The 24,825-nt window shown below is 34.7% G+C and carries 21 protein-coding genes and 1 tRNA gene; 6 read left to right on the top strand and 16 right to left on the bottom strand.

All coding sequences use genetic code 11. The features are described from left to right. Positions 1–121: 121 nt before the first annotated feature. Together aceA and aceB are read right to left on the bottom strand one after the other, a co-directional pair. Positions 122–1,402 carry an isocitrate lyase gene (aceA, locus tag ACM6F9_RS03430; RefSeq protein ID WP_414844419.1) on the bottom strand — a complete coding sequence of 427 codons (1,281 nt, stop codon included), beginning with the start codon at positions 1,400–1,402 and terminating at the stop codon, positions 122–124. Between the two features lie 127 nt (positions 1,403–1,529). Beyond that, positions 1,530–3,104, bottom strand: coding sequence for a malate synthase A (gene aceB, locus ACM6F9_RS03425; RefSeq protein ID WP_414844418.1), 1,575 nt, complete (start codon positions 3,102–3,104; stop codon positions 1,530–1,532). A gap of 127 nt (positions 3,105–3,231) precedes the next feature. On the opposite strand from aceB, the gene ACM6F9_RS03420 reads away from it, so the two are divergent. From ACM6F9_RS03420 to ACM6F9_RS03410, 3 genes are all read left to right on the top strand, one after another. Further along, positions 3,232–4,713, top strand: coding sequence for a helix-turn-helix domain-containing protein (locus ACM6F9_RS03420; RefSeq protein ID WP_414844417.1), 1,482 nt, complete (start codon positions 3,232–3,234; stop codon positions 4,711–4,713). A 168-nt stretch (positions 4,714–4,881) separates the two neighbouring features. Further along, positions 4,882–5,535: a ComF family protein gene (locus tag ACM6F9_RS03415; RefSeq protein ID WP_414844416.1), complete on the top strand. Its 654-nt coding sequence runs from the start codon at positions 4,882–4,884 to the stop codon at positions 5,533–5,535. Positions 5,536–5,664: 129 nt separating this feature from the next. Then, entirely contained in the window at positions 5,665–6,351 is a 687-nt protein-coding gene (locus tag ACM6F9_RS03410) for an alpha/beta fold hydrolase (RefSeq protein WP_414844415.1), read from the top strand. 1 nt (position 6,352) lies between these two features. On the opposite strand, the gene upp is transcribed toward ACM6F9_RS03410, so the two are convergent. Further along, positions 6,353–7,003, bottom strand: a complete 651-nt coding sequence (upp, locus tag ACM6F9_RS03405; protein WP_414844414.1) for a uracil phosphoribosyltransferase — start codon at positions 7,001–7,003, stop codon at positions 6,353–6,355. Between the two features lie 148 nt (positions 7,004–7,151). On the opposite strand from upp, the gene ACM6F9_RS03400 reads away from it, so the two are divergent. Both ACM6F9_RS03400 and ACM6F9_RS03395 read left to right on the top strand, forming a co-directional pair. After that, entirely contained in the window at positions 7,152–11,072 is a 3,921-nt protein-coding gene (locus ACM6F9_RS03400) for a Pls/PosA family non-ribosomal peptide synthetase (protein WP_414844413.1), read from the top strand. Between the two features lie 117 nt (positions 11,073–11,189). Next, complete coding sequence (locus ACM6F9_RS03395) at positions 11,190–11,672, top strand: GNAT family N-acetyltransferase (RefSeq protein WP_414844412.1); 483 nt, start codon at positions 11,190–11,192, stop codon at positions 11,670–11,672. 60 nt (positions 11,673–11,732) lie between these two features. On the opposite strand, the gene der is transcribed toward ACM6F9_RS03395, so the two are convergent. Then, positions 11,733–13,043: a ribosome biogenesis GTPase Der gene (gene der, locus ACM6F9_RS03390; protein ID WP_414844411.1), complete on the bottom strand. Its 1,311-nt coding sequence runs from the start codon at positions 13,041–13,043 to the stop codon at positions 11,733–11,735. 373 nt (positions 13,044–13,416) lie between these two features. Between der and ACM6F9_RS03385 the strand changes: the two genes are divergently transcribed. Then, positions 13,417–13,487, top strand: a tRNA-Gln gene (locus ACM6F9_RS03385). 630 nt (positions 13,488–14,117) lie between these two features. Here the strand turns inward: ACM6F9_RS03385 and ACM6F9_RS03380 are convergent. The 12 genes from ACM6F9_RS03380 to ACM6F9_RS03325 all read right to left on the bottom strand — a co-directional run bounded on the left by ACM6F9_RS03380 (position 14,118) and on the right by ACM6F9_RS03325 (position 24,822). Next, complete coding sequence (locus ACM6F9_RS03380; RefSeq protein WP_414844410.1) at positions 14,118–14,384, bottom strand: hypothetical protein; 267 nt, start codon at positions 14,382–14,384, stop codon at positions 14,118–14,120. Further along, positions 14,381–15,220, bottom strand: coding sequence for a hypothetical protein (locus ACM6F9_RS03375; RefSeq protein WP_414844409.1), 840 nt, complete (start codon positions 15,218–15,220; stop codon positions 14,381–14,383). The genes ACM6F9_RS03380 and ACM6F9_RS03375 overlap by 4 nt, the downstream gene beginning before the upstream one ends. 57 nt (positions 15,221–15,277) lie before the next feature. Next, positions 15,278–15,868 carry a hypothetical protein gene (locus ACM6F9_RS03370; protein WP_414844408.1) on the bottom strand — a complete coding sequence of 197 codons (591 nt, stop codon included), beginning with the start codon at positions 15,866–15,868 and terminating at the stop codon, positions 15,278–15,280. A 265-nt stretch (positions 15,869–16,133) separates the two neighbouring features. Continuing rightward, positions 16,134–16,400, bottom strand: a complete 267-nt coding sequence (locus tag ACM6F9_RS03365) for a hypothetical protein (protein WP_414844407.1) — start codon at positions 16,398–16,400, stop codon at positions 16,134–16,136. A gap of 207 nt (positions 16,401–16,607) precedes the next feature. Beyond that, positions 16,608–17,579: a hypothetical protein gene (locus tag ACM6F9_RS03360; protein ID WP_414844406.1), complete on the bottom strand. Its 972-nt coding sequence runs from the start codon at positions 17,577–17,579 to the stop codon at positions 16,608–16,610. Between the two features lie 72 nt (positions 17,580–17,651). Then, positions 17,652–18,095, bottom strand: a complete 444-nt coding sequence (locus ACM6F9_RS03355; RefSeq protein ID WP_414844405.1) for a hypothetical protein — start codon at positions 18,093–18,095, stop codon at positions 17,652–17,654. A gap of 10 nt (positions 18,096–18,105) precedes the next feature. After that, on the bottom strand, positions 18,106–18,384 hold the full coding sequence (locus tag ACM6F9_RS03350) for a helix-turn-helix transcriptional regulator (RefSeq protein WP_105704396.1): 279 nt from the start codon (positions 18,382–18,384) through the stop codon (positions 18,106–18,108). Between the two features lie 110 nt (positions 18,385–18,494). Next, the gene (locus tag ACM6F9_RS03345; protein WP_414844404.1) at positions 18,495–19,283 is read right to left on the bottom strand and encodes a hypothetical protein; all 789 of its coding nucleotides are present in this window, start codon (positions 19,281–19,283) and stop codon (positions 18,495–18,497) included. A 93-nt stretch (positions 19,284–19,376) separates the two neighbouring features. Next, complete coding sequence (locus ACM6F9_RS03340; RefSeq protein WP_414844403.1) at positions 19,377–20,153, bottom strand: hypothetical protein; 777 nt, start codon at positions 20,151–20,153, stop codon at positions 19,377–19,379. A gap of 98 nt (positions 20,154–20,251) precedes the next feature. Then, a complete protein-coding gene (locus ACM6F9_RS03335) occupies positions 20,252–20,668 on the bottom strand; it encodes a hypothetical protein (RefSeq protein ID WP_414844402.1) in 417 nt (138 codons plus the stop codon). A 65-nt stretch (positions 20,669–20,733) separates the two neighbouring features. Next, positions 20,734–21,060, bottom strand: coding sequence for a hypothetical protein (locus ACM6F9_RS03330; RefSeq protein ID WP_414844401.1), 327 nt, complete (start codon positions 21,058–21,060; stop codon positions 20,734–20,736). Between the two features lie 15 nt (positions 21,061–21,075). After that, positions 21,076–24,822 (bottom strand): DUF6443 domain-containing protein, encoded by a 3,747-nt coding sequence (locus ACM6F9_RS03325; RefSeq protein ID WP_414844400.1) that lies wholly within the window; start codon positions 24,820–24,822, stop codon positions 21,076–21,078. Between the last annotated feature and the right edge of the window lie 3 nt (positions 24,823–24,825).

Below are 24,825 nucleotides of genomic sequence, written 5' to 3'. Positions count from 1 at the left end.
GCGATGTAATATTTATTCTTTATTATTTTGAAGTCTAAATGAATTAAAAAACGATTTTAAACAAAGAAAAACCTCCTCATAAAAAGAGAAGGTTTAACATCAAAAAATATGGAAAGAATGACTAATGGAATTGTGCGGTTTCTGTAGAATCCTTCATCGCCACGGTAGCTGAAGAGCCGTTAGTAACAACATTCTGTACTTCATCAAAATATCCTGTTCCTACAAAAGACTGATGTTTCACCGCCCGGAATCCTTTCTGCTGCAAAGCAAATTCACGCTCCTGCAGTTCAGAATATCCGGCCATTCCTCTTTCTTTATAAGCTAAAGCCAACTCAAACATTGCGGTATTCAAAGCATGGAAACCCGCCAAAGTAATAAACTGAAATTTGTATCCCATTTTAGCCAGCTCTTCTCTGAAAGTAGACATCTCCTCTACACTCAGCCTTGCCGCCCAGTTGAAGGAAGGAGAACAGTTATAGGCCAGCATTTTCCCTGGGAATTTGGCATGAATTCCTTCTGCAAATCTCCTTGCCTGCTCCAGATCAGGATTGGAGGTTTCCATCCAGATCAGATCTGCATAGGGTGCATATGACAAACCTCTGTCGATGCCCTGCTCTACGCCGTTTCTTACTACATAAAATCCTTCAGAAGTTCTTTCTCCCGTCACGAATTTTTTATCCCTGTCATCAATATCGGAAGTCAGTAAATCTGCAGCATCCGCATCAGTTCTTGCAATAATAAGACTCGGAACTCCCAGTACATCGGCAGCCAGACGGGCAGCAATCAGTTTATTAATAGCTTCCTGAGTGGGTACTAATACTTTTCCTCCTAAGTGGCCGCATTTTTTGGCTGAAGAAAGCTGATCTTCAAAATGTACTCCTGCCGCTCCTGCTTCAATCATTTGCTTCATTAGTTCAAAAGCATTCAGATTACCACCAAAACCTGCTTCTGCATCTGCAATGATCGGTACCAGATATTCTTTATTTCCTGTTCCGCTCACAGACTGTACCTGATCTGCTCTCAATAAAGCATTATTTATTTTTTTCACTACAGAAGGTACTGAGTTGGCAGGATACAACGACTGATCCGGATACATTTCCCCAGATAAATTAGCATCTGCAGCTACCTGCCAGCCTGAAAGATAAATAGCTTCCAGCCCTGCGTCCACTTCCTGCACTGCCTGATTACCTGTCAGTGCACCAAGTCCTGCCACATAATCCTGGGTATTCAATTTATCCCAGAATTTTTTAGACATTTCAGTGGCAATGGTGTAATCTATGGTATAAGATCCGCGGAGTTTTAAAACTTCTTCTGCTGTATAAGGTCTTTTTACACCATTCCAACGTGGATTTGTCAGCCAATCTTGCTCTAGAGCCTGGATTTGTTCTTGTCTTGTTTTCATAATATTTGGATTTTGTTTGATTAGATTTGAAAGTAATTTTGTTACTAGATGCCGGTTCTATTGTTACCTGTTATTTGATGATTTGGTTTTCAACCAACAACTATAAAACCAACAACAAACATTTTTACTAAATAAAAGGATATGCTTTAAGGGTTAAAAACTCTTCAAATTTTTCAGAGAAAATCAATTCATTGAAAAGTTCCTTCGCAAGGTTGAATTTTCCGTTATTGAAGCGGGTTTCTCCTACATACTTTTCAATATTGTCCATTTCTTCTTTTTCCCACTGCAATATCATATTTCGGGTTAAAGTTCTGTCGTCACTTAATACAGCCTCATTTTTCAGCCATTGCCAGATTTGAGTTCTTGAAATTTCTGCAGTAGCGGCATCTTCCATCAAATTATAAATGGCTGCCGCACCCGTTCCCATCAGCCAGCTTTCAAGGTAAAGAATTCCTACATTGATATTTTTTCGGACACCTTTTTCGGTAATATCTCCTTTGGGAATTTCCAATAATTGACTTTCTGTAACATGATATTCAAATTTTTTATCGATCTGATTTTTGGAAGGCATATACTGATCAAAAATTTCTTTTGCTACAGCTACTAATGCCGGATGGGCTACCCATGTTCCGTCATGGCCGTTTTTCACTTCTCTTTCTTTATCATTCTTTACTTTTTCAAAAGCAATATTATTGGCTTCGTCATCGTCCTTTACAGGAATTTGCGCTGCCATTCCGCCAATAGCATGTACATTTCTTTTATGACAGATTTCAATTACTCTTTTTGAATAGGCACTCATAAAAGGAGAAGTCATGGTCACCTGATCTCTGTCCGGAACAATAAATTCGGGAAGATTTCTGAACTTTTTGATGTAAGAGAAAATATAGTCCCATCTTCCACAGTTCAGGCCTGCGCTGTGTTCTTTTAATTCAAATAAAATTTCATCAATCTGAAATGAAGCTGTAATGGTTTCTATTAAAACAGTCGCTTTGATGGTTCCTTCAGGAATTCCGAGGTAGTTTTGAGCAAAAACAAAAACTTCATTCCACCAGCGGGCTTCTTTATAATGTTCCAGTTTTGGAAGATAAAAATAAGGACCACTGCCGTTTTCCAAAAGTTGTTTTGCATTCCTGAAAAAATACATTCCAAAATCTGTCAGTGAACCGGAGGCTTTCTCTCCATTGATTTCAATATGCTTCTCCGGAAGATGAAGACCACGCGGACGAACCTGTAAAACAGCCGTTTTTTCATTAAGGGTATAAGCTTTTCCTTTTTCGTTGACAAAATCAATAGTTCGATGAATGGCATCAGAAAGATTAATCTGTCCCTGGATACAGTTTTCCCACACCGGCGAGCTACTGTCTTCAAAATCAGCCATAAACGTAGATGCTCCGGAATTTAAGGCATTGATGATCATCTTACGGTCTACAGGTCCTGTAATTTCTACTCTTCTGTCCAGCATATCATCAGGAAGTGGAGCACATACCCAATTTCCGTTTCGGATATTTTCTGTTTCTTTTAAAAACTCAGGAAGATTTCCGTTATCAAAATTCTTCTGTGTATTTTTTCTTTCTTCTAAAAGTTCAAGTCTTTGATGATTGAAGTTCTGATGAAGCGAAATCAGAAAATCTGCTAAATCCGGAGTAAATATTTCTTCAAACTGCTTCTGTGACTTTATTTCTAATTGAGTCTTGGTTTCCATAACATATTGATTTTGTGATTTGATATTACAAACATAAATAAAAACTTTCATAAAATAGCGAACGTTCGCTAAATTTATTTAAAATTTATTATGCGAATAATCGCATCTAATTATTTATATTTGAGTAATGAATTCAGAAAGCGACTATATCAAAACAGTTTTCGGCCTAAAGCTGAAACAGCAGAGACAAAAGAAAAACTGGTCTCTGCAGGATCTTGCTGTAAAGACAGGATTATCAAAATCTTACCTCAACGAAATTGAGAACGGGAAAAAGTATCCCAAGCACGATAAGATCATTCAGCTTTCTGAAGCACTGAACTGTACTTTCGATGATCTGGTTTCTACCAAGCTTGATAAAAGTCTGGCTCCATTCAATGAAATTCTTCAATCTGATTTTTTCAAAGAAGTTCCGCTGGAACTGTTCGGAATCAATAAGAATAACCTCATCAGCATTATCAGTGATGCTCCTAAAAAGGTAACTGCTTTTATCAATGCATTGATCGAAATTTCACAGAATTACAATCTTGGAAAGGAAAGATTTTATTTTGCCGTATTAAGATCATTCCAGGAATTGTACGATAATTATTTCCCGGAAATTGAGGAGAAAGTAGACATTTTCACGAAAGAAAATCAGTTAAAAATTGGAAAAAACTTAAAGTCTGATATTTTAGAAAAGATCCTTGCAGAAAAATTCAATTACACCATTCAGTCTGGAGATTTTGAAAAATATGGGACGCTGGACAACCTGCGTTCTCTTTTCATTCCGGAGAAAAAACTTTTATTATTGAATCAAAAACTGGAAAAGGATCAGAAAACTTTCATTCTTGCGAAAGAAATTGGATTCAATGTTTTGGAATTAAAAAATCGTCCAAATACTTATTCATGGCTTGATTTTGGAAGTTTTGAAGAGATTCTGAACAACTTTTACGCATCATATTTCGCAGGAGCTTTATTAATTTCAAAAGAACCTGTTATTGAAAAAACTTCAGAGCTTTTCCAGCAAAATAAGTGGGAGCCGAAAAGTTTTGAAAGCCTTATCAAGAACTTTACTCATTCTCCTGAAACATTCTATTACCGATTGACCAATATTCTTTCGGCAGAGATGGGAATCAAAGATTTGTTTTATTTATGTCTGGTCAAAAAGAAGAATTCGGATAAAATTCAGATCTTAAAAGAACTTCACCTTAATCATCAGCAGGCTCCTCACGCCAATGCAACCAATGAGCATTACTGCAGAAGGTGGATTGCTGTGAAAAACCTTGACCATTTAAAAGAAAATGAAACCCTGACAGATGCTCAGATTTCTCATTATAAGGATCAGGGCATAAGCTATCTGGTGATTTCCACTTCACAGAAAAATCCTTTTTCAGACGGGAGCAACAGAAGTTATTGTCTGGGAATTTTATTAAACTCTCAAACGATCAAAAAAATAAGTTTCATAAAGTCTCCTTCTTTAAAAACCATCAACGTAGGAGTCACTTGTGAATCCTGCAGCATTGCAGATTGTGAGGTAAGGCAGGCTCCACCCGTAAGATTGGAAAAAGAGCATTTTAATCTGAGTATGAAGAATGCTGTAGAGAAAATCAGGAAGAATTTTGAGGATATTTAAGTGTAGGTAATGAATTATCAATGCGCTTCGTTTATGAATTTACGCATGTTTCGGAATACGTGATTCGGGGTTATGAATAATCTACTGTTTTTTTAATCTATGATTTACTAATTGGCTTTCCAAAATAAAAATTGACAAATATTTTTATATCTTAGTAAAAACACACTTATGATATTAGATTTATTGTTTCCGAACCGTTGCAGCCACTGCAACAGAATCATTGATCCTGAACTTTTGGTATGTGATCTTTGCTTTAGCCAGATTCATTTTACTCATTATAACTATTTCGAAAATAATCCGGTGAAGGAAAAATGCAGTTTGTTTTTCCCGGTTGAAAACACTTTTGCACTGATACAGTTTGAAGAGGAAAGCTTAAGCCGTAAGATTATTCACGACCTAAAATACAGAAACCGGGAAAAAGCAGGAAAGATTCTTGCAGACTGGACCACTGAACGCTTGGAATTCAAAGACGAAAAACCTGACTTATTGGTAAGTGTACCTCTTCACCCAAAGAAACTCAAGGAACGGGGATACAATCAGCTTCATTTATTTACAGAAACTTTATCTTCATTTTACAGCATTCCTTTCGATCATCAGCTAATCAAAAGAAATCATTATTCCAAAGCACAAGCCTTAAAGGATAAGAAACACAGATTGGAATCAATCAATACATTCTCAATCACCTATCCTATTACCGAAAAACATATTCTTCTGATTGATGATGTTTTCACTACTGGAAATACAGTTTCATCAGTTGCCTGGGAGATTTTAAATGCCGGGAACAATAGAGTGAGTGTTTTGGTAATGGCAGTGGATGTTTGATATGGAGGATCATCTTCAAAAATATTCTCAAACTCTAGAACCCTCAAACTCTACAACTCTCCCACTCTCCTACTCAATACATTTTCACTATTCAATTCTTTTTCCTAATTTTCCGGAAACTAAACAACTATGCCCAATCTGCTTTTACTGCACGGAGCTTTAGGCCACAGCGACATTTTCAAGCCCTATCTGAACACTTTGTCTCAATATTTCACAGTACATACTCCTTTATTTTCAGGACATGGAGATCAGGAGCTTCCTGCAGATGGAATTAATATTAAAAAGTATACTCAGGAATTATCCGAATACTGTAAAGTGAATAACCTAACAGATGTTTCCATTTTCGGGCATAGTATGGGAGGTTATGTTGCGCTTTGTTATGCGATGAAAAGTCCGGAAAATGTAAATTCTATTATAACGTTGGGAACAAAATTTGACTGGACTGAGGAACAGGCTTTGAAAGAAAGCAAAATGTTAAATCCTGATGTTATTCTTGAGAAAATTCCGCAGTATGCCCAGCTTTTAGAATCGCAGCACGGAGCAAAATGGAAACAGCTTCTTCCTGCTATTGCTGATTTAATGATTGATTTAGGTAAAAATCCGCCCTTAGAAAATAACTTTACCACGATTAATATTCCGACTCAGATTATGGTGGGCGACAAAGACAATATGGTTACCATTGAGGAAAGTGTAAGAGTTTACGGAAGCCTTCCTAATGCAAAATTGGCCGTACTTCCGGATACAAAACACCCTATGGATAAAGTACGACCTAATTTATTATTGAACTTAATAAAAGATTTCTGGAATCTTTCTTAAATTATCTCTGAAGTTTTTCTCCGTAGCTAAGATCTCCGGCATCACCTAATCCAGGCGTGATATATCCTTTAGAAGTTAAATGTTCATCGATAGCTCCTACCCAAATGTGAGCTTCAGGATAGGCATTTTGAACTGTTTCAACGCCTTGTTTTGAAGCAATAGCTGCTACAATATGGAGCTGGGTTGGATTTCCGTTGGTTAGCAAATCTTTGATCGCTTCAATTAAAGAAGCACCTGTTGCCAGCATGGGATCTGCTACGATCAAAGGTCTTCCTTCAATGCTTGGGCAAGTAAGATAATCCTGTTTGATGGAGAAATAATCGTTGGCATCATGTTTTCTGTAAGCTGCCACAAAACCACAGTCTGCTCTGTCAAGGTAGTTTAAAATTCCTTCAAACAATGGAACTCCGGCCCTTAGAATAGTAGTAATAACAGGCTGTACAGCAATTTCTCTGCTTTTTATTGTATCTAAAGGAGTTTGAATTTCAACTTCTCTGTACTCCAGTCCTTTACTGATTTCAAAAGCGGCAATCTCCCCGATTCTTTCCATATTTCTTCTGAATCTCATTCGGTCGTGCTGGACTTCAACGTTTCTAAGTTCGTTGATCCATTCATTGACAAGAGAAAAGTGTTGCGATAAAATAGTAAGCATGAAAATTTTATTTTTTTTTAATTTCAGTTAATTGATATTAATTCTTACAAAATTACAACTAAAAAACGAATTGAAAGATCGGGCTTGCTGAGAAATAAAGTATATTTATAAAAATATTCCCAACACATTATATTGTAATTTTTTAATGATGAAAAGCCTGATTTTAGGAAAGATCAGCCCGGAGTTTATCAAAGAAGAAACTCTGCCTGAATTACTGGTTCCCACCTTTGAAAAATATAAAGATAAAACAGCCTTTATATTTAAAGATAAAAAAATATCGTATGCTGAGCTGGACAGCTGGAGTAATGCAATAGCCCTTCAACTGCAGGAACAGGGAGTACAGCCAGGTGATCGCGTAGGGGTATGGTATCCCAGAAGCCTTGAACTTCCTGTAGCTATACTCGGAATTTTGAAAGCTGGTGCGGCGTATATTCCATTAGACCGCGAGATGCCTGAAGACAGGATCAAAAAGGTGTTTACAGATATCAATGTCAAGACTTATTTTTCAGATACAGATGCTCATATTCACTGCCAGCCGTTAGAAATTGTCCCACAGCCAAAGATTCCTGCTACTTTATCTGTTGTAGATTATACCCCTGATAACTGGGCTTACGTATTATTTACCTCCGGCAGCACAGGAAATCCTAAGGGAATTCCTATTTCTCACCGAAATATCTGCCATCTGATCCGTTCCGAACAGGATTTTATAGGAATAAAGGATACAGATATTGTTTATCAGGGTTTTTCTGTGTCTTTTGATATGTGGTGCGAAGAAGTATGGATCACTCTCTTTTCAGGAGCTACCATATGGATCGCTGATGCCACTACTGTAAAAGCGATTGATGAACTCAGCAATGTTTTAACAAAAAATAACATTACGATCCTTCATGCTGTTCCAAGTATTTTGGCCATTATTGATGAAGTTCCCGCCATCAGACTGATCAATACCGGAGGAGAAGCATGTACAAAACAGGTACAGGAAAAATGGGCAAAACCCTATCGAACTTTCATCAACAGCTATGGCCCTACGGAAACCACAGTTTCTTCCAATATGGTTCAACTGAATAGCCAACAGGAGCTGACTATCGGACCTCCTCTTCCCAATTATCATGTTGCGGTGGTTGATGAAAATATGAATATCGTTCCACGGGGAGAACGCGGTGAAATGATTATTTCCGGTCCCGGAGTAAGCAATGGATATTTTAATCTTCCTGAGCTTACTGAACAGAAATTTTTACAGAATCCGTTTCCTGAAGATCTTCCGGGAGACAGAATTTACAAAACCGGAGATGCAGTTGTCATCCGTGAAGATGGCTTTATTGAATTTCAGGGAAGAATAGATGATCAGATTAAACTGCGTGGCTATAGAATTGAGCTTGGAGAAATAGAATCGAGATTGAACCAACTTCATGATGTATCTTCAGCTGCTGTGGCTGTGAAGGAAGATTCCAACGAACAGGGACAACTTGTAGGATACATTGTAATGAATAACGAACATTCTTTTGATGAAAATGGAATGCGGAAGGAACTGGCAAAATTCCTGGCACCTTATATGGTTCCTATTTCTATTGTTCTGATGAAAGAAATGCCAAGGATGCCAAGTGGTAAAATCGACAGAAAACGACTTCCTGTTCCTGAAAGCTTCCTCATTCATGATAAAAAAGAAGAGATAAAAATTGATCCTGAAGCTCCTATTGAAGAAAGACTTATTCAAACACTGCAATGGGTATTTCCGGGAAAAGAAATTAATCTGAATCAGGATTTTTTTACTGATCTGGGCGGACATTCTCTTCTGGCTGCTACATTAGTTTCTCATCTTCGTCAAAAAGCAGGAATTCCTACAGCTTCATTAAAAGAGATCTATGAAAACCGACCTTTATCGGTATATTCTGAGTGTCTCAAAAATAAACATGCTCAGACAGCAGCTCATCAGGAGCCTTTTCAAAGGGTTTCAACTTTCCAATATATTGCCTGTAATATTGCCCAGACAATCAGTCTGCTGGTTGTATTTGCTTTATTGAGTATTCAGATCTTTTTCCCTTATTTAAGTTATTATTATTTTCAGATTAACGGGTATGGACTGCATTATGCTTTATTGAGTGCCGTTTTGCTTTATACGTTGATTCCTCCGGTGTATTCCACTATTATCGTTCTTACGAAATGGCTGGTGATTGGAAAGATAAAAGAAGGAGATTATCCGCTCTGGGGATGGTATTATTTCCGATGGTGGTTGTGGAAGACTATTAAACGGTTAATGCCATCAGAATTTATTGTAGAAACTCCTTTATATCCAAAATACCTAAAGTTACTGGGAGTAAAGGTGCATCCAAGTGCACAACTGAGTTTACTTCCTATTGCGGCGGAAGATCTTGTCACCATTGATGAAAATGTGAACACCAGCTCCGGCTGCAGCATCGATAATGCTTCTGTTGAAAATGGAATCTTAAGAATAAGAAAAGTGCATATAAAAGCACATGCTTACCTGGGATCTTCTGTTATTGTATGCGGAGACACAGAGATCGATCAATTTGGGGAACTTCAGGATTTAAGCTGCCTTAATGAAGGAGGAAGAATTGGATTCGGAGAAGTATGGAATGGCAGTCCAGCTGAAAAGATAAGAGTAAAATCAGGTGAAGAAATTGAAGTTCCTCAATTGGCTTCGTCAGGAAAAAGAAATCGGTTTGCGTTATTGTATGCATGCTCACTGTTCTTCTTTCCTCTTCTTATTGTTTTGCCCTTAGCCCCTACACTTTACACTTTATATTATCTGGATGACCGCTCTGCTGATTATACTTTTTATTATTTGTGGCAGGCTCCAATACTTTCCACAGTATATATTTTATTATTTATTGGAGTGATAAGTATATTGACCCGCATTTTACAATACAATATGAAACCGGGTATCTATCCTGTTTACAGTTTTATGTATTATAAAAAATGGATAAAGGATCAGATTTTTAACTTGTCCCTGATTATTGTACATCCGCTTTTTGCTTCTATTTATATCAGTAAGTTTTACAGAATGATGGGAGCAAAAGTGGGGAAAAACTCAGAAATATCTACTGCAAGTGATGTTTCTCACCATCTTTTGGAAATTGGGGAAGGCTCATTTATTGCAGATGCTGTAATCCTTGGAGAACATGATGTAAGAAATGAGAAATTAATTTTATCCAAAACCACGATTGGAAACAACAGCTTTGTAGGAAACAGCGGACTGATTCCTCAGGGATATGAGCTAGGAAACGATATGCTGATCGGGGTACTAAGCAAAGCACCATCAGAAGAACAATTGAAAAATTCTACTGAAAAAGACTGGTTTGGATCTCCTCCGATTGGCCTTCCATCAAGACAGAAATCTGATGTTTTTCAGGATACCCTTACGTATAATCCGCCATTCAAACTTAAGCTGGCAAGAGCTGTTGTAGAAGGCATCAGGATTATTCTTCCACAGACGGTAGTGATTATCTGCAGTGTATTATTCATTGCATATACAAGCACTTATCTCGAAGGGAATATTCATTATCTTATCTTACTGGCTCCTTTTTATTATTTAGGAATTGTTGCTTTACCCTCTTTTTTCTTCACCGTCATATTGAAGTGGGTATTGATCGGAAAATATAAAAAAACCGAAATGCCAATGTACAGCATGAAAGTATGGTTGAGTGAAGGAATTACTACCATTTACGAAGCACTTCCTGTACAATTTTTCCTTGACTTTCTGCGAGGTACATTCTGGCTGCCATTCTTCATGAGATTTTTAGGCGTAAAAATTGGAAAAAGAGTATGGCTTAATACCACTGATATTACAGAGTTTGACATGGTATCTATCGGAGATGAAACGATGCTGAATGAAGACTGCGGTCCTCAAACCCATCTTTTTGAAGACCGGATTATGAAAATCGGGAGTGTAAAAATTGGAAAACAGACTACAATCAATTCAAGAACCATTATTTTATACGACAGTGAAATTGGAAACAATGTCAATATAGATCCTCTTTCTCTCGTAATGAAAGGTGAAGTACTATCAGATAATACATCATGGTACGGAAGCCCGTTGAGAGGGAAGTAATTACCCAGAAAGATGGATACTGGAGTTGATGAAAGCAAATAACAGGGATGAATGTCTGTTACTAGATAAACTCCCATCCTCCTTCTTCCGGCTTCCAACAAATAAAAAAACATCATTATGAATTATTCCATCAGAAAAATAAAAATCAGTAAAAATCTATCTATCGTGGATGAATTGGTAGGAGAACTTCATGTTTCAGAAAAAGAAATGAATAATAAAACTGCTGACTGGAGTCTGATCCGACAAAATTACCTCCGTTTTATGACCGAATGTGAGGAAGAAAATAATGGTACTTTTCTTATTGCTGAAGTTGATGGAAAAGCTATTGGTTTTCTCTTCGGATATATTGATGAGAAAGACGACAGTAATTTTGAATCAGGAGAGGGTGATGACCTGTATGTCTCTGAAGGATATGTAAAAAAAGAGTTTAGAAAACATGGAATCTACTCTGCCCTTAACAAAGCATTTGAAGAAGCTTATACAGACTATAAAATTCGAAAAATCTATCGTTATACGCTTTGCACCAATGACACCATGCAGCGGTGGCTGACTTCCCAAGGGTACCAGCCTGTAAGATTGGTATATGAAAAATGGATGTAGCTTAAAATAAAGACTCCGGCAAGCTTTGCTTGCCGGAGTCTTTTTGAACACTCGTTCTTATTATTTTTGTCTGAAATAAACTTCAATCGGAACTCCGGTAAACCCGAATTGTTTTCTCAACTGATTTTCAGTAAATCTCTTATAAGGTTCTTTCACATATTGTGGAAGGTTACAGAAAAATACAAATTGTGGGGACGGCGTAGGAAGCTGAACACAATATTTGATTTTAATATATTTTCCTTTCAATGCCGGTGGTGGTGTCTGTTCGAAGATCGGAAGCATTACTTCATTCAGTTTTGAAGTTTTGATTTTCTTCTTACGGTCTTCATAAACCTCCATGGCTACTTCTACAGCTTTTAAGATTCTCTGCTTCGTTAAAGCTGAAACAAATAAGATTGGAATATCCTGGAACTGACCAATTTTATCTTTGATTGATTTTTCGAAATCACGAATTGTATTGGTCTGTTTGTCTTCAATCAAATCCCATTTATTCACAAGAATTACAATTCCTTTTCTGTTTTTCTGGGCCAACCCAAAAATGTTCATATCCTGAGATTCCCATCCTTGTGTTGCATCCACCATGATAATCACTACGTCAGAATATTCGATAGAACGGATAGATCTCATTACAGAATAGAATTCAAGATCTTCGTTTACCTTAGATTTTCTTCTCATCCCTGCTGTATCCACCAACACAAACTCGTGTCCGAATTTGTTGTATAAAGTCTGGATACTGTCTCTTGTAGTTCCTGCAATATCGGTTACAATATTTCTTTCAACATCCAATAAAGCATTTGTCATGGTAGACTTCCCTACATTTGGACGACCTGCAATGGTAATTTTAGGTAACCCTTCAAAAGGATCTTTGTATTCTGTAGTTGGGAAATCTTTAACGATATCATCTAACAAGTCACCGGTTCCGGATCCTGTAGCAGAAGAAAGTGTATAATATTTGTCTATTCCTAATTGATAGAATTCTGTTGCCGGAAGTTCTTCTTTTGAGGAATCTACTTTGTTTACAACTAAATAAATAAGTTTATTGGATCTTCTTAGAAGTCTGTAAATTTCGTAATCTGTATCAGTAAGCCCTTCTTCCACATTCACCATGAAGATAATAGAAGTTGCTTCATCTACTGCTAACTGTACCTGCTTACGGATTTCCTCTTCAAAGATATCATCTGTACCTACATCATAACCTCCGGTATCAATTACCGTAAAGTCTACTCCATTCCAGTCTGATTTTCCGTAGTGACGGTCTCTGGTAACACCAGCTGTAGAATCTACAATAGCTTCTCTTCTTTCTAATAAACGATTAAAAAGCGTGGATTTTCCTACGTTGGGACGTCCAACGATTGCGACAATATTTGACATAAAAAATGTTTAATAATCCTTTTGCTTTGCTCAAGGATATGTTATTAATGGGTTACTTCAACTTTTGGAGCCCAATTTTTTGCAAAGATAAGGTTTTATTATTTAACAAGAACTTAGTGATAGAAGCTGGAAGAAGGAGGCTGGAAGTCACTATTCATCGGAGAGTTCATAATAGTCATTCTCATTAAAATTAAATAAACGATATCCTAAAATCCGCAATTACCTTATAAAAGTAGATTTTTTTAAATTTTTCCTGAAAAATAATTATTTGTATATCAATATGTAATGCTATTTAAGCCGCTATTATGTTAAATAATCTTTAATTTTGATTTTCATATTTAAAATAATTTCTATAATTTCGCAGCATAGAAACAGACCTATAGTGTAACGGTAGCACTCCGGTTTTTGGTACCGTCAGTCGGGGTTCGAATCCCTGTGGGTCTACAATCTAACAATCAACCACTTGATTTTCAAGTGGTTTTTTATTTTCTAGTCAATATATAGTCAATAAGTTTATTTTTTATTAAAATTTCGTGAAAACTCCTTGTAAATATTACTTGTCCAAATTTAACTTAAACATACTTTCTCAAAGTTTCTTTTTGTCGATAATCCAAAGGTATTGGTAGATGCGTTTCAAGTATTGGTAATAGGAAATTTACAGTAGTTTCTCTGTCTTTATTGAAAAACTTTCAGGGAAATAAGTCATATAAGGGAGTATGATTTCCCAATAGTAGATTATCATATGAGAGAACAAATCCAAAAGGATAAAAAGCAAATTCAGAAATTGCTCCAATATCGCTAACCATGCTCCACTTTAACTTTCTAAACGAATGAGGTCTGATTAAATATAAATATAAACGATATTTATCTGAGAGATAATTTTGATCAGGATTGTTTACATACTCTCTTAGTTCAGGATAGGAATCTGTATACCATGTATCATTCATAGATATGAACATAGATATAATATGTTTATAAATTCTTAATAAATTAAGATTCTCGATTGTGAAGTAAACTTTATCAGAACTGGGTTTAATGGAGGAAATTATATGGCTTGCGCAATAAGCAAAATGTCTAAAAAGCCCCTACATACTCTTTATTTAGGAAATTATTACATTCTTCGCATAGGGAATGATCCCCCAAAGGTCCTTCATAAATTCTCTTATTAGGTTTTCTATCATCAATCCAATCTAATGTATTCATTTCTACTGGATCAAGATGAAAATACTTCATTCTTTTATTAAATGTTGATTTTGGAGGGAAATGTTCAAAAGACAACATATCTTCTTTGAGACACAAACGGCAGAATCCAAGTTTTTTATTTTTTATTTTTCTGCTCATTTTTTATTCTTTAGATGCCTCCATTGCGTCTCTTTCTTCCATTTTCCAGGATATGAAGTAAACAATGATGGCTTAAACCAAATATTATTAATTAGTTTAAGAAATTTATGTGCATTCAAAAGCCCTCCAGTATGTTCTGGTTCTACAGCAATAGTAATACCTTGGAGTCTTTGGAAAATCCATTCGATTAAAGGATTATCAATTTTAAGCATTTCACGTATCGTTTCTTCTGACAAATAGGTATATTCGCTGCTTCCACTTCCCATCTGTAAAGGATTCTTTATTGTAAAAAAATCCAAATCTATATCAAAGTACACATTATTTTCATCACTATTCAAAAGACAAGTCTTCAAATCATCATACTTTTTAAATTTCTTAACGGTATGAATATTTCCATACCTATCAATGAATTGCTCATCATTCCAAGCAGCTTCAGAACTTCCTTGACGACAATGTATATAAATATCACCTATGATATTTAAATATGCTGCAGCCATAATGTGAGTGTCATTTATATGGCTTAGGTTAGCCCAACAATATAGGGCTACATCTTTATTATTGTTTAAATCTAGTTCTTTAAGCATTTCTTTTTCGCTTGTGGTAGGATATACTAAGTCTTGATGCCAATCCAAAGAAACCAAACTTGGACTATAATTAATTCTATCATCTTCAATTAATTTCTGTGTCCAACAATTCCAAAAGAAAAATGCATACCTATGGTCATTAAATATTGATATTTCAATACTTTTCCAATCCTGATAGTAAGGATGTGAAAGTAATTGAGTTATTGAACCAGGAGGTTTAACATTTTTGTCGTTTCGAAAATTCAGTTTCATAAAATAATAAACATTTTTTTACAGATAATACTTAATTCTTAAATGTAGGATAAAAAATTATGCTAGCAAAAATTTTTCAACATTTTCAAAATCAATATCTTTCCTTGCATTTATCTTTTTCATAAGCTGAAGATATTTCTTAGTAGGTTTCCCATTATAAAACTTCTTAAAATGCTTTTTGTATAACTGTTCATATAATCTATCATCCAGATAAGAACCAAACACTTTTTCCCAATTCCTCCACTTTTTAGATTGTAACTGTTTTTCATAATAAACATCTTTAAAAGCTGTCCTATGAATAAAATAACCACTGTTTAAATGTAACTTTCTACACACCTTAAATGTACTGGGACAAACAAAAAACCAAAGCAAGCCATTTCCCAGGTTTGCTGGTCTGGTAATAAGCTTGACAGTATAATTAATCTTTTGAGACTGATTATATGTGTAGTCAAAGGTGACATTTCCTTTTGTTTCAGTGGTATCTATAATGACTGTAATTGAACTCGTTCTTTCTCCATTCTTATCAGTCCAATAAAGGCTCCTACTCATAGAGATATTAGGCTCTAAATATCCCAGTTTCTTTAAATCTGAGATACTAATACATTTTAAACACTCTACCTCATCAGGAGAATTACTCCAACGTCCCATAATTTCTATTTTTAATTGTTAATGTTTGTTAGTGTTTTACGGATGCCTAGCTTTTGCATTTACTTTATTAAATTTTAATAAGTCATTTTAAAATTTAAGAGTCAGTTTTCTGTTTTGAATTAATAACCTAAATTATTAAGGAACTTTCCATGTATTTTAGCTTGTTTTCATGTTAAACCCTTTATTCATAGTATTTGCAGACGTTTCAAAATATGTTCAAAAATTTCACTTATTAAAAACGAATTATATTATCTGTAAACCTCCATCATTCCTCGATAAATACATCAAAATCAGATAATTCAAAATCTGTACTTTCCAGTAAATCCGGTAGGTTTATATCCATTTCCGGTATTTCTATTTCCGGAAAACCTATCTCTATTTCATGCATTTCTATATCAAACACTTTCATATCAAATTCAGGTATATTCATTACAATATCCAACATCTTCAAAATATCAACATCTAAAGCTGACATATTAATTTCTAGGTCAGAAAGATTAACCTCAAATACTTCAATTTTTGGTTCCTGCAAATACTGCTCTTTTCTCTTCTCATGTGCTTTATTGTCTTTTACATTTTGCTGGCTATTTTTAACAAATCATAATTTCTTACATCGGTATTTTTCGCATTTTTTTCTAACACATCTTTCTTTTTCATATTCTTAATTTTTAAGGTATAGATTTAGACTTTTTCACCCTATATCTGAATGGTAAAAAAGTCCAAACATTTATTTTTCAGCTTAACTAGAATTGCTGGTAAAAAAGTCTAAACTTTTTGCTGTTAATCTTTCTATTTTATGTTTTATCAATTCCGAAACTTTACCTTTCAAATTCTGAGAATATTTCATTGTCATTTTTTCAAATCTATTTTTATGATAGTATTTATCTTTTTTGTTGAGGTTAATCCAATAATTCGGATTCCGATAGTCTTTTAGCTTATTGATTTCAGATACTCTCATTTTAGTTTCATCCATGGTGTAGTCGTAGAAATAAACTTCCTGAAACTCTTTTAATAAAAGACTTTTAAGAGACTCCTTCAGCTCAGGTTTTGTAATATCGGATAAATAAACAAGTCCCAAATCGTTTATTATATTCATTTTCAAAAATTTGACTTCAAATCGTAAGGTATTGGGCTGAAGCTGTTTTTCTATTGTTTCTTTCAGAAAACTTGTTTCTTCCTCATCCTGCTTATTTTTTATATTGGGGTTTTGGGCTATCCTTTTTAATCTTTTCTCATACTGTGCAGTTTTATTATAAATCTTAATAATGTATTCTGTTTTAGCAGACTGATAATAAAAAGAACCTGAGATAGTTTTATTAAATTCTACTGATCGGTGAAACAGCAAATTTTGTAATATCAAATTCGGATCAAATGGTAATTGAATATTTACCCCTATTTCAATATTTTCTAACCTGCAATATTCAGGTTTCAATCCGAGTTCAGTTTCAAGGTCTTGTAATGCTGAGGAAAAATTGATTATATCAAAATCATTTCCGTTAAAGTCTGTACGATTAAAAAGTTTATGAATACTTCCCTTTACCATTAACCGACCAGAGGCATATTTGATGATCTGCATTCCAAAATATTCGCCTTCCTTTTTATTGTCGGTTTCTCCAGTCTCATTGTTTACAGAAATCGTGAAATCGGTCTTGTTAATGGGAAGCTCATAATCTTTGTCCGTGTACTGAATTTTTACAAAGTCGATCGGCATAATTTCTTATCTTTGCAAAGACAAAAGGTTAGACTTTTGTCAAAGTTTGAACAACCAAAGGGATATAAGCTTTTATATTCCTTTTTTATGGACTATACTCTGGGCGAGTTCTTTTATTATTTCTGTTAATTCAGATTTCTGACATGGATAAAACTCTGGAAAAATACTGAGTTCAGTTAACTGGCTATCTCTAGAATAATAGACAATACACAAAATCCTTTTATTTTCTACAAGTAAATCCGCACAATAGAAATTACTAATTCCTATCGGTTTTAATCCCAATCTTGTACATGCAGACCAATTGGTAGCATCACGAAGCCGTAAAAGATTATTGAATCCGCTGAAGGTATTATAACCATTGTTTTTTTCGATGCGTATCAATTCAGGGAAAAGATTTGCTTTGACAAATTCTTGTGGTATTTGTCCTTGCCTTTTATATTGTCGGAAAGTCTTTTTAACCTCATCTAGCTGGTAGATGATAGTTGTATAATCTTGATTATTGTTAGAAGCTGGCATAATAGAAAAATTAATCATTAACAATCATTGCATTCTCTATCTCGTCCAGCCTGTAGTAAACTCTTGCACCGAGTTTATAGGATTTGAGGATCCCACGTTTGCGCCACTCATGAATCGTGGGTTTGGTCACACCAAAACGTTCGCAGATGTCTTCTGCGGAAAGGTAGCGTTTCGGCTCGTTTTCTCTAAAGGTTTTTTCCAGATCTGTGAGTAAGGATTCTTTAACCTTACTTACGATTTCGTTGATGAGGTTCTCAGGTTCTACCCCGATAAAGTTTATAGATTCCATTGTATTGTGAGTTTTATTTGTTTCACAATACAAAGATTGAAATTACACTTACCGTATTTTATTAATCAGGGGTATGGATGGGGTATAGTTGGGGTCTATTTTTATTTAAACTAGAGTTTTTTTTCATTAATATATTTCTGGGCAAATTCTAAATGCTTTTTAGTTATTTGCTTCTGGGATGTGCTATTATGGCCTATTAAGGAAAGACAATATTTCTTCACATTATCTTCATTTCCACCAACGATAGAATGAACTATTCGGTAGAGATTTTCTTTATTTGGAACCGTATTATTTAACTCATTTATTAAATTTAATGAGTTTAAGAGAGCTATCCGGATTGGAATATGATTATCATTAGGAGATATTAAAAAATCCGGATTAATATACTTTATAATTTTAAGATAGTCTCTGTATAAAATAAAACCATACAAATGAACTGCAAAATCTATAATTAGTTTTTTAGCCATTTCTTTCTCTTTTTCTTTTCCATAATCATAAAAATAATACATGAAATTGTACACAGGATCCTGCGTCTCAAATAATATTCTTTTCTCATGTAGCAAGTAATTTGAAAAAACATCTAATATCCGATCAACATCAAAATAAATTCTGTCTTCACTTTCGTTTATTGCATAATCAAATTCGTTAAATATTTCGTTTAAGGTATGTGTAAGTCCAAAATCGTTAAAAACCTCATTCTTTAAATCTTCAATTTTGTTTAACACATCATCTTCATTCATTGGCTCAGTATACCGATATAAAAATTTTAAATCTTTATGAATTCTATTCATAATACCTTGCAAAAGAGCAATAACATCAATTGTATGACTGTAAACCAGTGTTCTTTCTAAGCTATATTGTAACCTCTCAAATAATTCTTGATCATCTATTTCTTCCATGTTATTAATTTTATTCTTAAAATAAATCTATCTAAAACAACTGAAACAACAAAACATTTCTATTAAATATCTGAGAATGTAAATTATGTCTATTTACATTTTCTTATCATTGATATATCTTTGAGCAAACTCTTTATGTTTTTTAGTAATTTGTTTTTGTGATAGGCTATTTTTTCCAATCAGGGAATGACAGTATTTTTTAACGTTGTTTTCGTTTCCACCAACAATGGCATGAATGATTCTGTAAATATTTTCTCTGTTGGGAACATTATTATTCAGATCACTGATGAGGTTTAGGGAATCTAATATGGCAATTCTAATGGGAATATGATTGTCATTTGGAGAAATAAGAAAGTCTTTATTGAAAAAACAGGTTAGCTTTAAAAAGTCTCTATAGATGATATAATGAAACAGATTCAGTAAAAACTCTACCAGAATTTCCTGTGCGGTATCCTTGTACTCCGATCCATTTAAATAATAGAAATAAAACAGAAAATCAAAAAGCTCATCATCTTTATCAAATTCCAATCTTTTTTCGTATGAAAGGTAGCTTGAAAAGATTTTTAGAATGCAAGTACTTCTAAAGTAAATTTTTCCATTATCTATGGCATAATCAAACTCTTTGAATGTTTCTTTCAAATGATCAGTGATTAAAAAACGCTCTTCTACCGCACTCTGCATAGCTTTTGAAAACTCTATGACCTCATCTTCAACGGCTGGTTCTTTTTCTTCAAATATCCCCTGCAATCCTATAAAACAAATATCCATACATTTTTCTAAATGATGTATAAATTGAGATTCATAGGATAAAATTGTAGCAATAAATAAATCTTCTTCGAGTTCATCCAATTTCTTTTTTTCAGCTTCCATTTTCAACTATTTTAATTTAACCATGTATTCTGTTTAGCTAAACTAAATAACAAATGCGACAAAGAATGTCGCATTAAAATTTTTCAGAAAAAATAAATTCATAAATCTTCAATATCAGCTTGATCTATGTTGTAATTTTTTAATAATAAATAAGCTCTTTCAGAAACTGTTAAAGTATTTTTCTTCGTTATAAAAAAGTCATCTCTATTTGATTCTCCACTTATTTTGGCCCAAAAGAAGGTTGGAAGTTCTTTACTGGGATAAAGCTCTAAAAAGGTTTCTGATTTAGATATTATGACCTCATCAAAAATAATACCTGTAAGTTTTTCAGTTTCTATACCTTTTCTTAGCTTCTCTGTTACTATATAACATGGAAAGGACTCTAAAATATCATTATCTATCCAACCCTCGAATTCATAATGAAGATTTTTAATAAGAGGAGGAAAAAAAGAATTATCCATTTGGGTTTGTTTACCTAAGCCTCCGGCTACTTCTGGTTCAATAATTTTATACATTAGCAGATTTTGTATTAGAAAAAAAGGCAGCTTATAGAAATAGGCTACCTTTAACCAGATATTGTTTATGCATCATTAATTGCATAATTGAACAGAAGCTTTGTAAGTTCTTCATTTGACAATGACTGATTTTGAGCATTTTTCGATTCTTCTATAGCATCCAAAAAATAATAGAAATCAAAAAGGTTAGAATATTTTATATTCTTATAATCATACTCAATATAACCTTCTGTTTTCTCAATTTCAAAGAAAGCCAGATTATTGTCAATTTTCAAGGGCTGTTCCATATAAATTTCAATAGCTTCAGATTCAAGATCCAAAGATTGTTTTTGACAAAACTCTTCAAAAGAGCCTCCATCTCTAAAATACTTTACTAAATCTAGTAGTTTCATTTTTTTATATTTAAATTATTTTTTTCCCCAAATTGAAAATCCTCCTTTTCTTCCCGGGTGCATTGTTTCCCAAAAGATTCCACCAGGAACATTAGGATGTTGGCTTTTTGGAACTAACTGCATAACACCTTTCTCAATATCATGGTGCCAAACCCAATTTTTAGGTGATTTTCCTATAATAGACCCCGATACCGATTTTGGTATAGCTATCCCTAATTCATTTAATAATGGGTTTGATTTCATAGCAGACTCTAATGCAATATTAGCTTCTTTGAAGTGCATATATCGGGTTACTCCTGGGTATGATGATTTAGCAAGTTTCATTTCATATGCAATTGAATAAAAAGCTCCATCAGCTTCTTTTACCGCTAACCCCGGCTTTCTCAAAGCTATAGCTCCAACAATTCCAACACCCATCGCTAGGTACCTATTTTCAGGCTTCCAGTTGCTAATCACCTGACCTCCAATATCAAAAACCCCAGCTGGATCTCCAGCATTTCCTATAAAAGTTATAGGACCATCAAAACAACGTGGACAACTTAATTTTTTCCATTCCAGCATACTTTGGGCATTCCACCCAGACATATAATCATTTACATGATTCCGCAGCTGTAATGCAAATTCAATCGCAAAATTCCCCGAAAGCTCCACTGTAGGAATATTTACATACGCATCTCCAATACCACCTTCAGCGTTTTTGCTATTAAGGCTTTGATAGCCTCCATCATACCCGAGGCTTATAAAACTACTGTCTTGGAAACCAGAACCGGTATTAGTCCAGTTTCCGCCTAATGATGCTATTCTATTAACCAAATTCACGCTGGAACCTCCACTCCCGCCTCCAGTTTTGCTTCCTTGCTTAAACTGAGGAGTATAAGTGAAATTTCCATTCATCCCGGCAAACCAATATGAGCCATCAGGAACATTACTAATAACTCCTCCATCATAAGGAACATTTCTCATCCCATCAGGATCTGTAAACATTACCGGATTATCAGCACCATAATGATAAGGACTAAATTGACTGAATGCTTCAGCTAACGGATCTGTTGCGCTCCATCTTCCCAAATCAGGCATATACATTCTTGCACCATAGTCATACATCCCGCTTTCCTGAAGTTCTTTTCCATTATACTTGTAGCTATAGAAACTTCCAAACGGAGAGAATGTATTTCCAATATGGTTGAGACCGAAAGGATAATAATTGTTGGTATCTAAAATTTCAGGAACGCCTGCGCTGTTTTTTGCAAAACTTACCCTGGTATTTCCAAGATGGTCTTTATACTGGTAAATATAGCGGTTTTGAATGAAACTGTAATAACCTTCCGACGTTCCTACAAAATCAAGATTCCATAATGGTGTAATCACTCTTTCAAGATCAGCAATCCCTTTGTAGGCCTGCTGTTCGTAAGCATTACTTGTTCTACAGGTCAGACAGGCACTCCCATCTTCAAAAGTGTATTGAAATCCATCCAGATAATCTGTAGTTTGGGTAGTAGTGCTTGCCCCTCTTCCTGTGGTTTGGCTTGTGTAGATTTTTCTAAACTTAGTTCCATCAGCACTGTAAAGATATTTAAGAGTATTATTAATAGGATTACCAAATGCGTTCTGTACAATAGTAAAAGTATCTGACAGGTTAAGAAAATTATAACTGATAGACTGTATTCCTTTGTCTAACATATCTTTCATATTCCCATTCAGATCATAGGTAATAGTATTATTGCCCCCTTCATACCCTGAGTCATTCAAAGAGTTCTCTGTTACTTTGGTTAAACGGTTTCCTGTATAATCATACACCAAGTCATCTACTTGTGTAGCCGTTGTGCCAAATATAGGAAAGGCATTTCTTTTTAAGGTTTTAATATTTCCATTCAGATCATAGGTCAGATACTCATTATAATAATTATTAAATGGAGTTGTAGAACCTGGTTCTGAGTATATGGCATCTTTCAGTCTGTTAAGCTTATCATAAGTATATGTATATCTTTTCTGTACATTCTCTGAAGCGCTTTGCCAATCTATTTCTGTAATCGTGCCATTATATTTCCCTTGGCCAACATTACTATATTCTGGATTGGTATATTTAATTCCATATCCGAACAATTTACCATTTAAGTTAACAGGATCATTGATCTTAATAAGTGCACCTAAAGCGTTATAGCTGTAATCTATAGCCTGAAGAGGTGAAGAAAGTAAAGTTCCACCTACTTTTTTTCTTTTCAGCTGAGACTGTTCGTTATATTCATTCTGAGATAGAATTTCAACAGGATTGTTATCAACCTGATGTTTCTGTACCAAAAGCCTGTTATGATCATCATATTCAAAAATTTGACTAATAATTCTTTCCGTGTCAGTCTGTACTCTCTTGTGGTATGCTTTACTTTGCATTGCAACACCAGCAAAATCCAGTTTTGTTTCTGTTTTCGTATATCCTCCTAAATGATTGATAGAATGACTCCCAACTGCCCTTAATTTTGAATCGTACCAGATCCAGTTATAAGTCCAGTTATCATCATCAATATTTTTCACATAAGAAGCAGTAGGAAGATTTTTGGTGCTCTGGGAAGCACTCAGATTATCCCCTATGATGTCCTGTCCGAAAATAGAAGCAGGTTTAGAAGGAGTTCCTTGTGGATATGTATCGTAATAATTGATACTTAAAATGACAGGTGTTTCACCAGTGAAATAATTTTCTGTATAATAAACATTTGTTGCACTCCTGAAAAACCCAGCTGCATCTCTTTTTTCAGTGATGATAAGGTTTTTCAAATCATTTTGTCTCGTTGCTCTATCTCCTCCTTTTAAAAAGCCTGTATAAACAGGTCTCCCAAGCTCATCATATTTTGTTATCAACCATTGGTTGTTTTGCTTCATATTGGTATCACGAGAAAGGATAAGCCTGTCGGCTTTATCATATACCATATATTCCCAATCTTTGCCAGGAAGTTTCTTTTCTACCAGCCTTCCCAAACTGTCATAACGGTATTGATAACAAAGGTTATCTAAAGCATTCTGATCTACCGTGGTTGTAGCTGCCAATGGAGTAATGACGAAAACCTGCATTCCCAAATTATTATAAACATAATAAGTATCAACATTCTGTGTTCCGTCATTTTTGCGTACTAAAATTGTCTGCCCAGCAGCATTTTTAAATTCAACAGAAGTATTATTATCGCTGTCTATGGCAGTAGTTTTCATCAGTTGATTGGCACCATAGGTTCCACTTTCTACCAGTTTTGAATAAGTAGCTTCATCGACCCAGGTGTTGATAACAGTATATTTCTTCACCTCTCCGGCAATATTTGCACTGTATTCCATCTGTACAGGATGCTGTGCCCAATCATTACCTAAAGGCGTAATCTTGCTAATTCTACCTAAGGGAGAGTTTTCAAACTGTTTTTCAGAATAAATTTTTTCCTGTCCAAATACTGAGGGAGCATTGGCAAGAGGAGCCATATAAAAAGCTCCATTCTGTGTTGTATTTTGTGGGATTGGAAGATACTCTTTAGCTACTCTTCCAAATGCATCATATTCTACATGATTCACTATGTCTTTTCCGGATGGAGTAGCTTTAATTCCTATTGTTTGTTTCATTCTTCCCAACCCGTCAAAATACTGTATTGCTTCCGTTTTTTTTAAACAGTCTGCATCTAGGCAAGTTTTGGTATATACATAGTTTTCTGTAGTAGAAGCATTTAAAGTCTGGGCATAAGAATACCCTGCTATCCATAAAAGACTGAATATATTTAAAATTTTTTTCATCAG

The sequence above is a fragment of the Chryseobacterium sp. IT-36CA2 genome, assembly GCF_949767875.1.
Taxonomy (GTDB): Bacteria; Bacteroidota; Bacteroidia; order Flavobacteriales; family Weeksellaceae; genus Chryseobacterium.
Note: the sequence above shows the minus strand (reverse complement) of the source record. Positions and strands in the feature narration are given on the sequence as shown.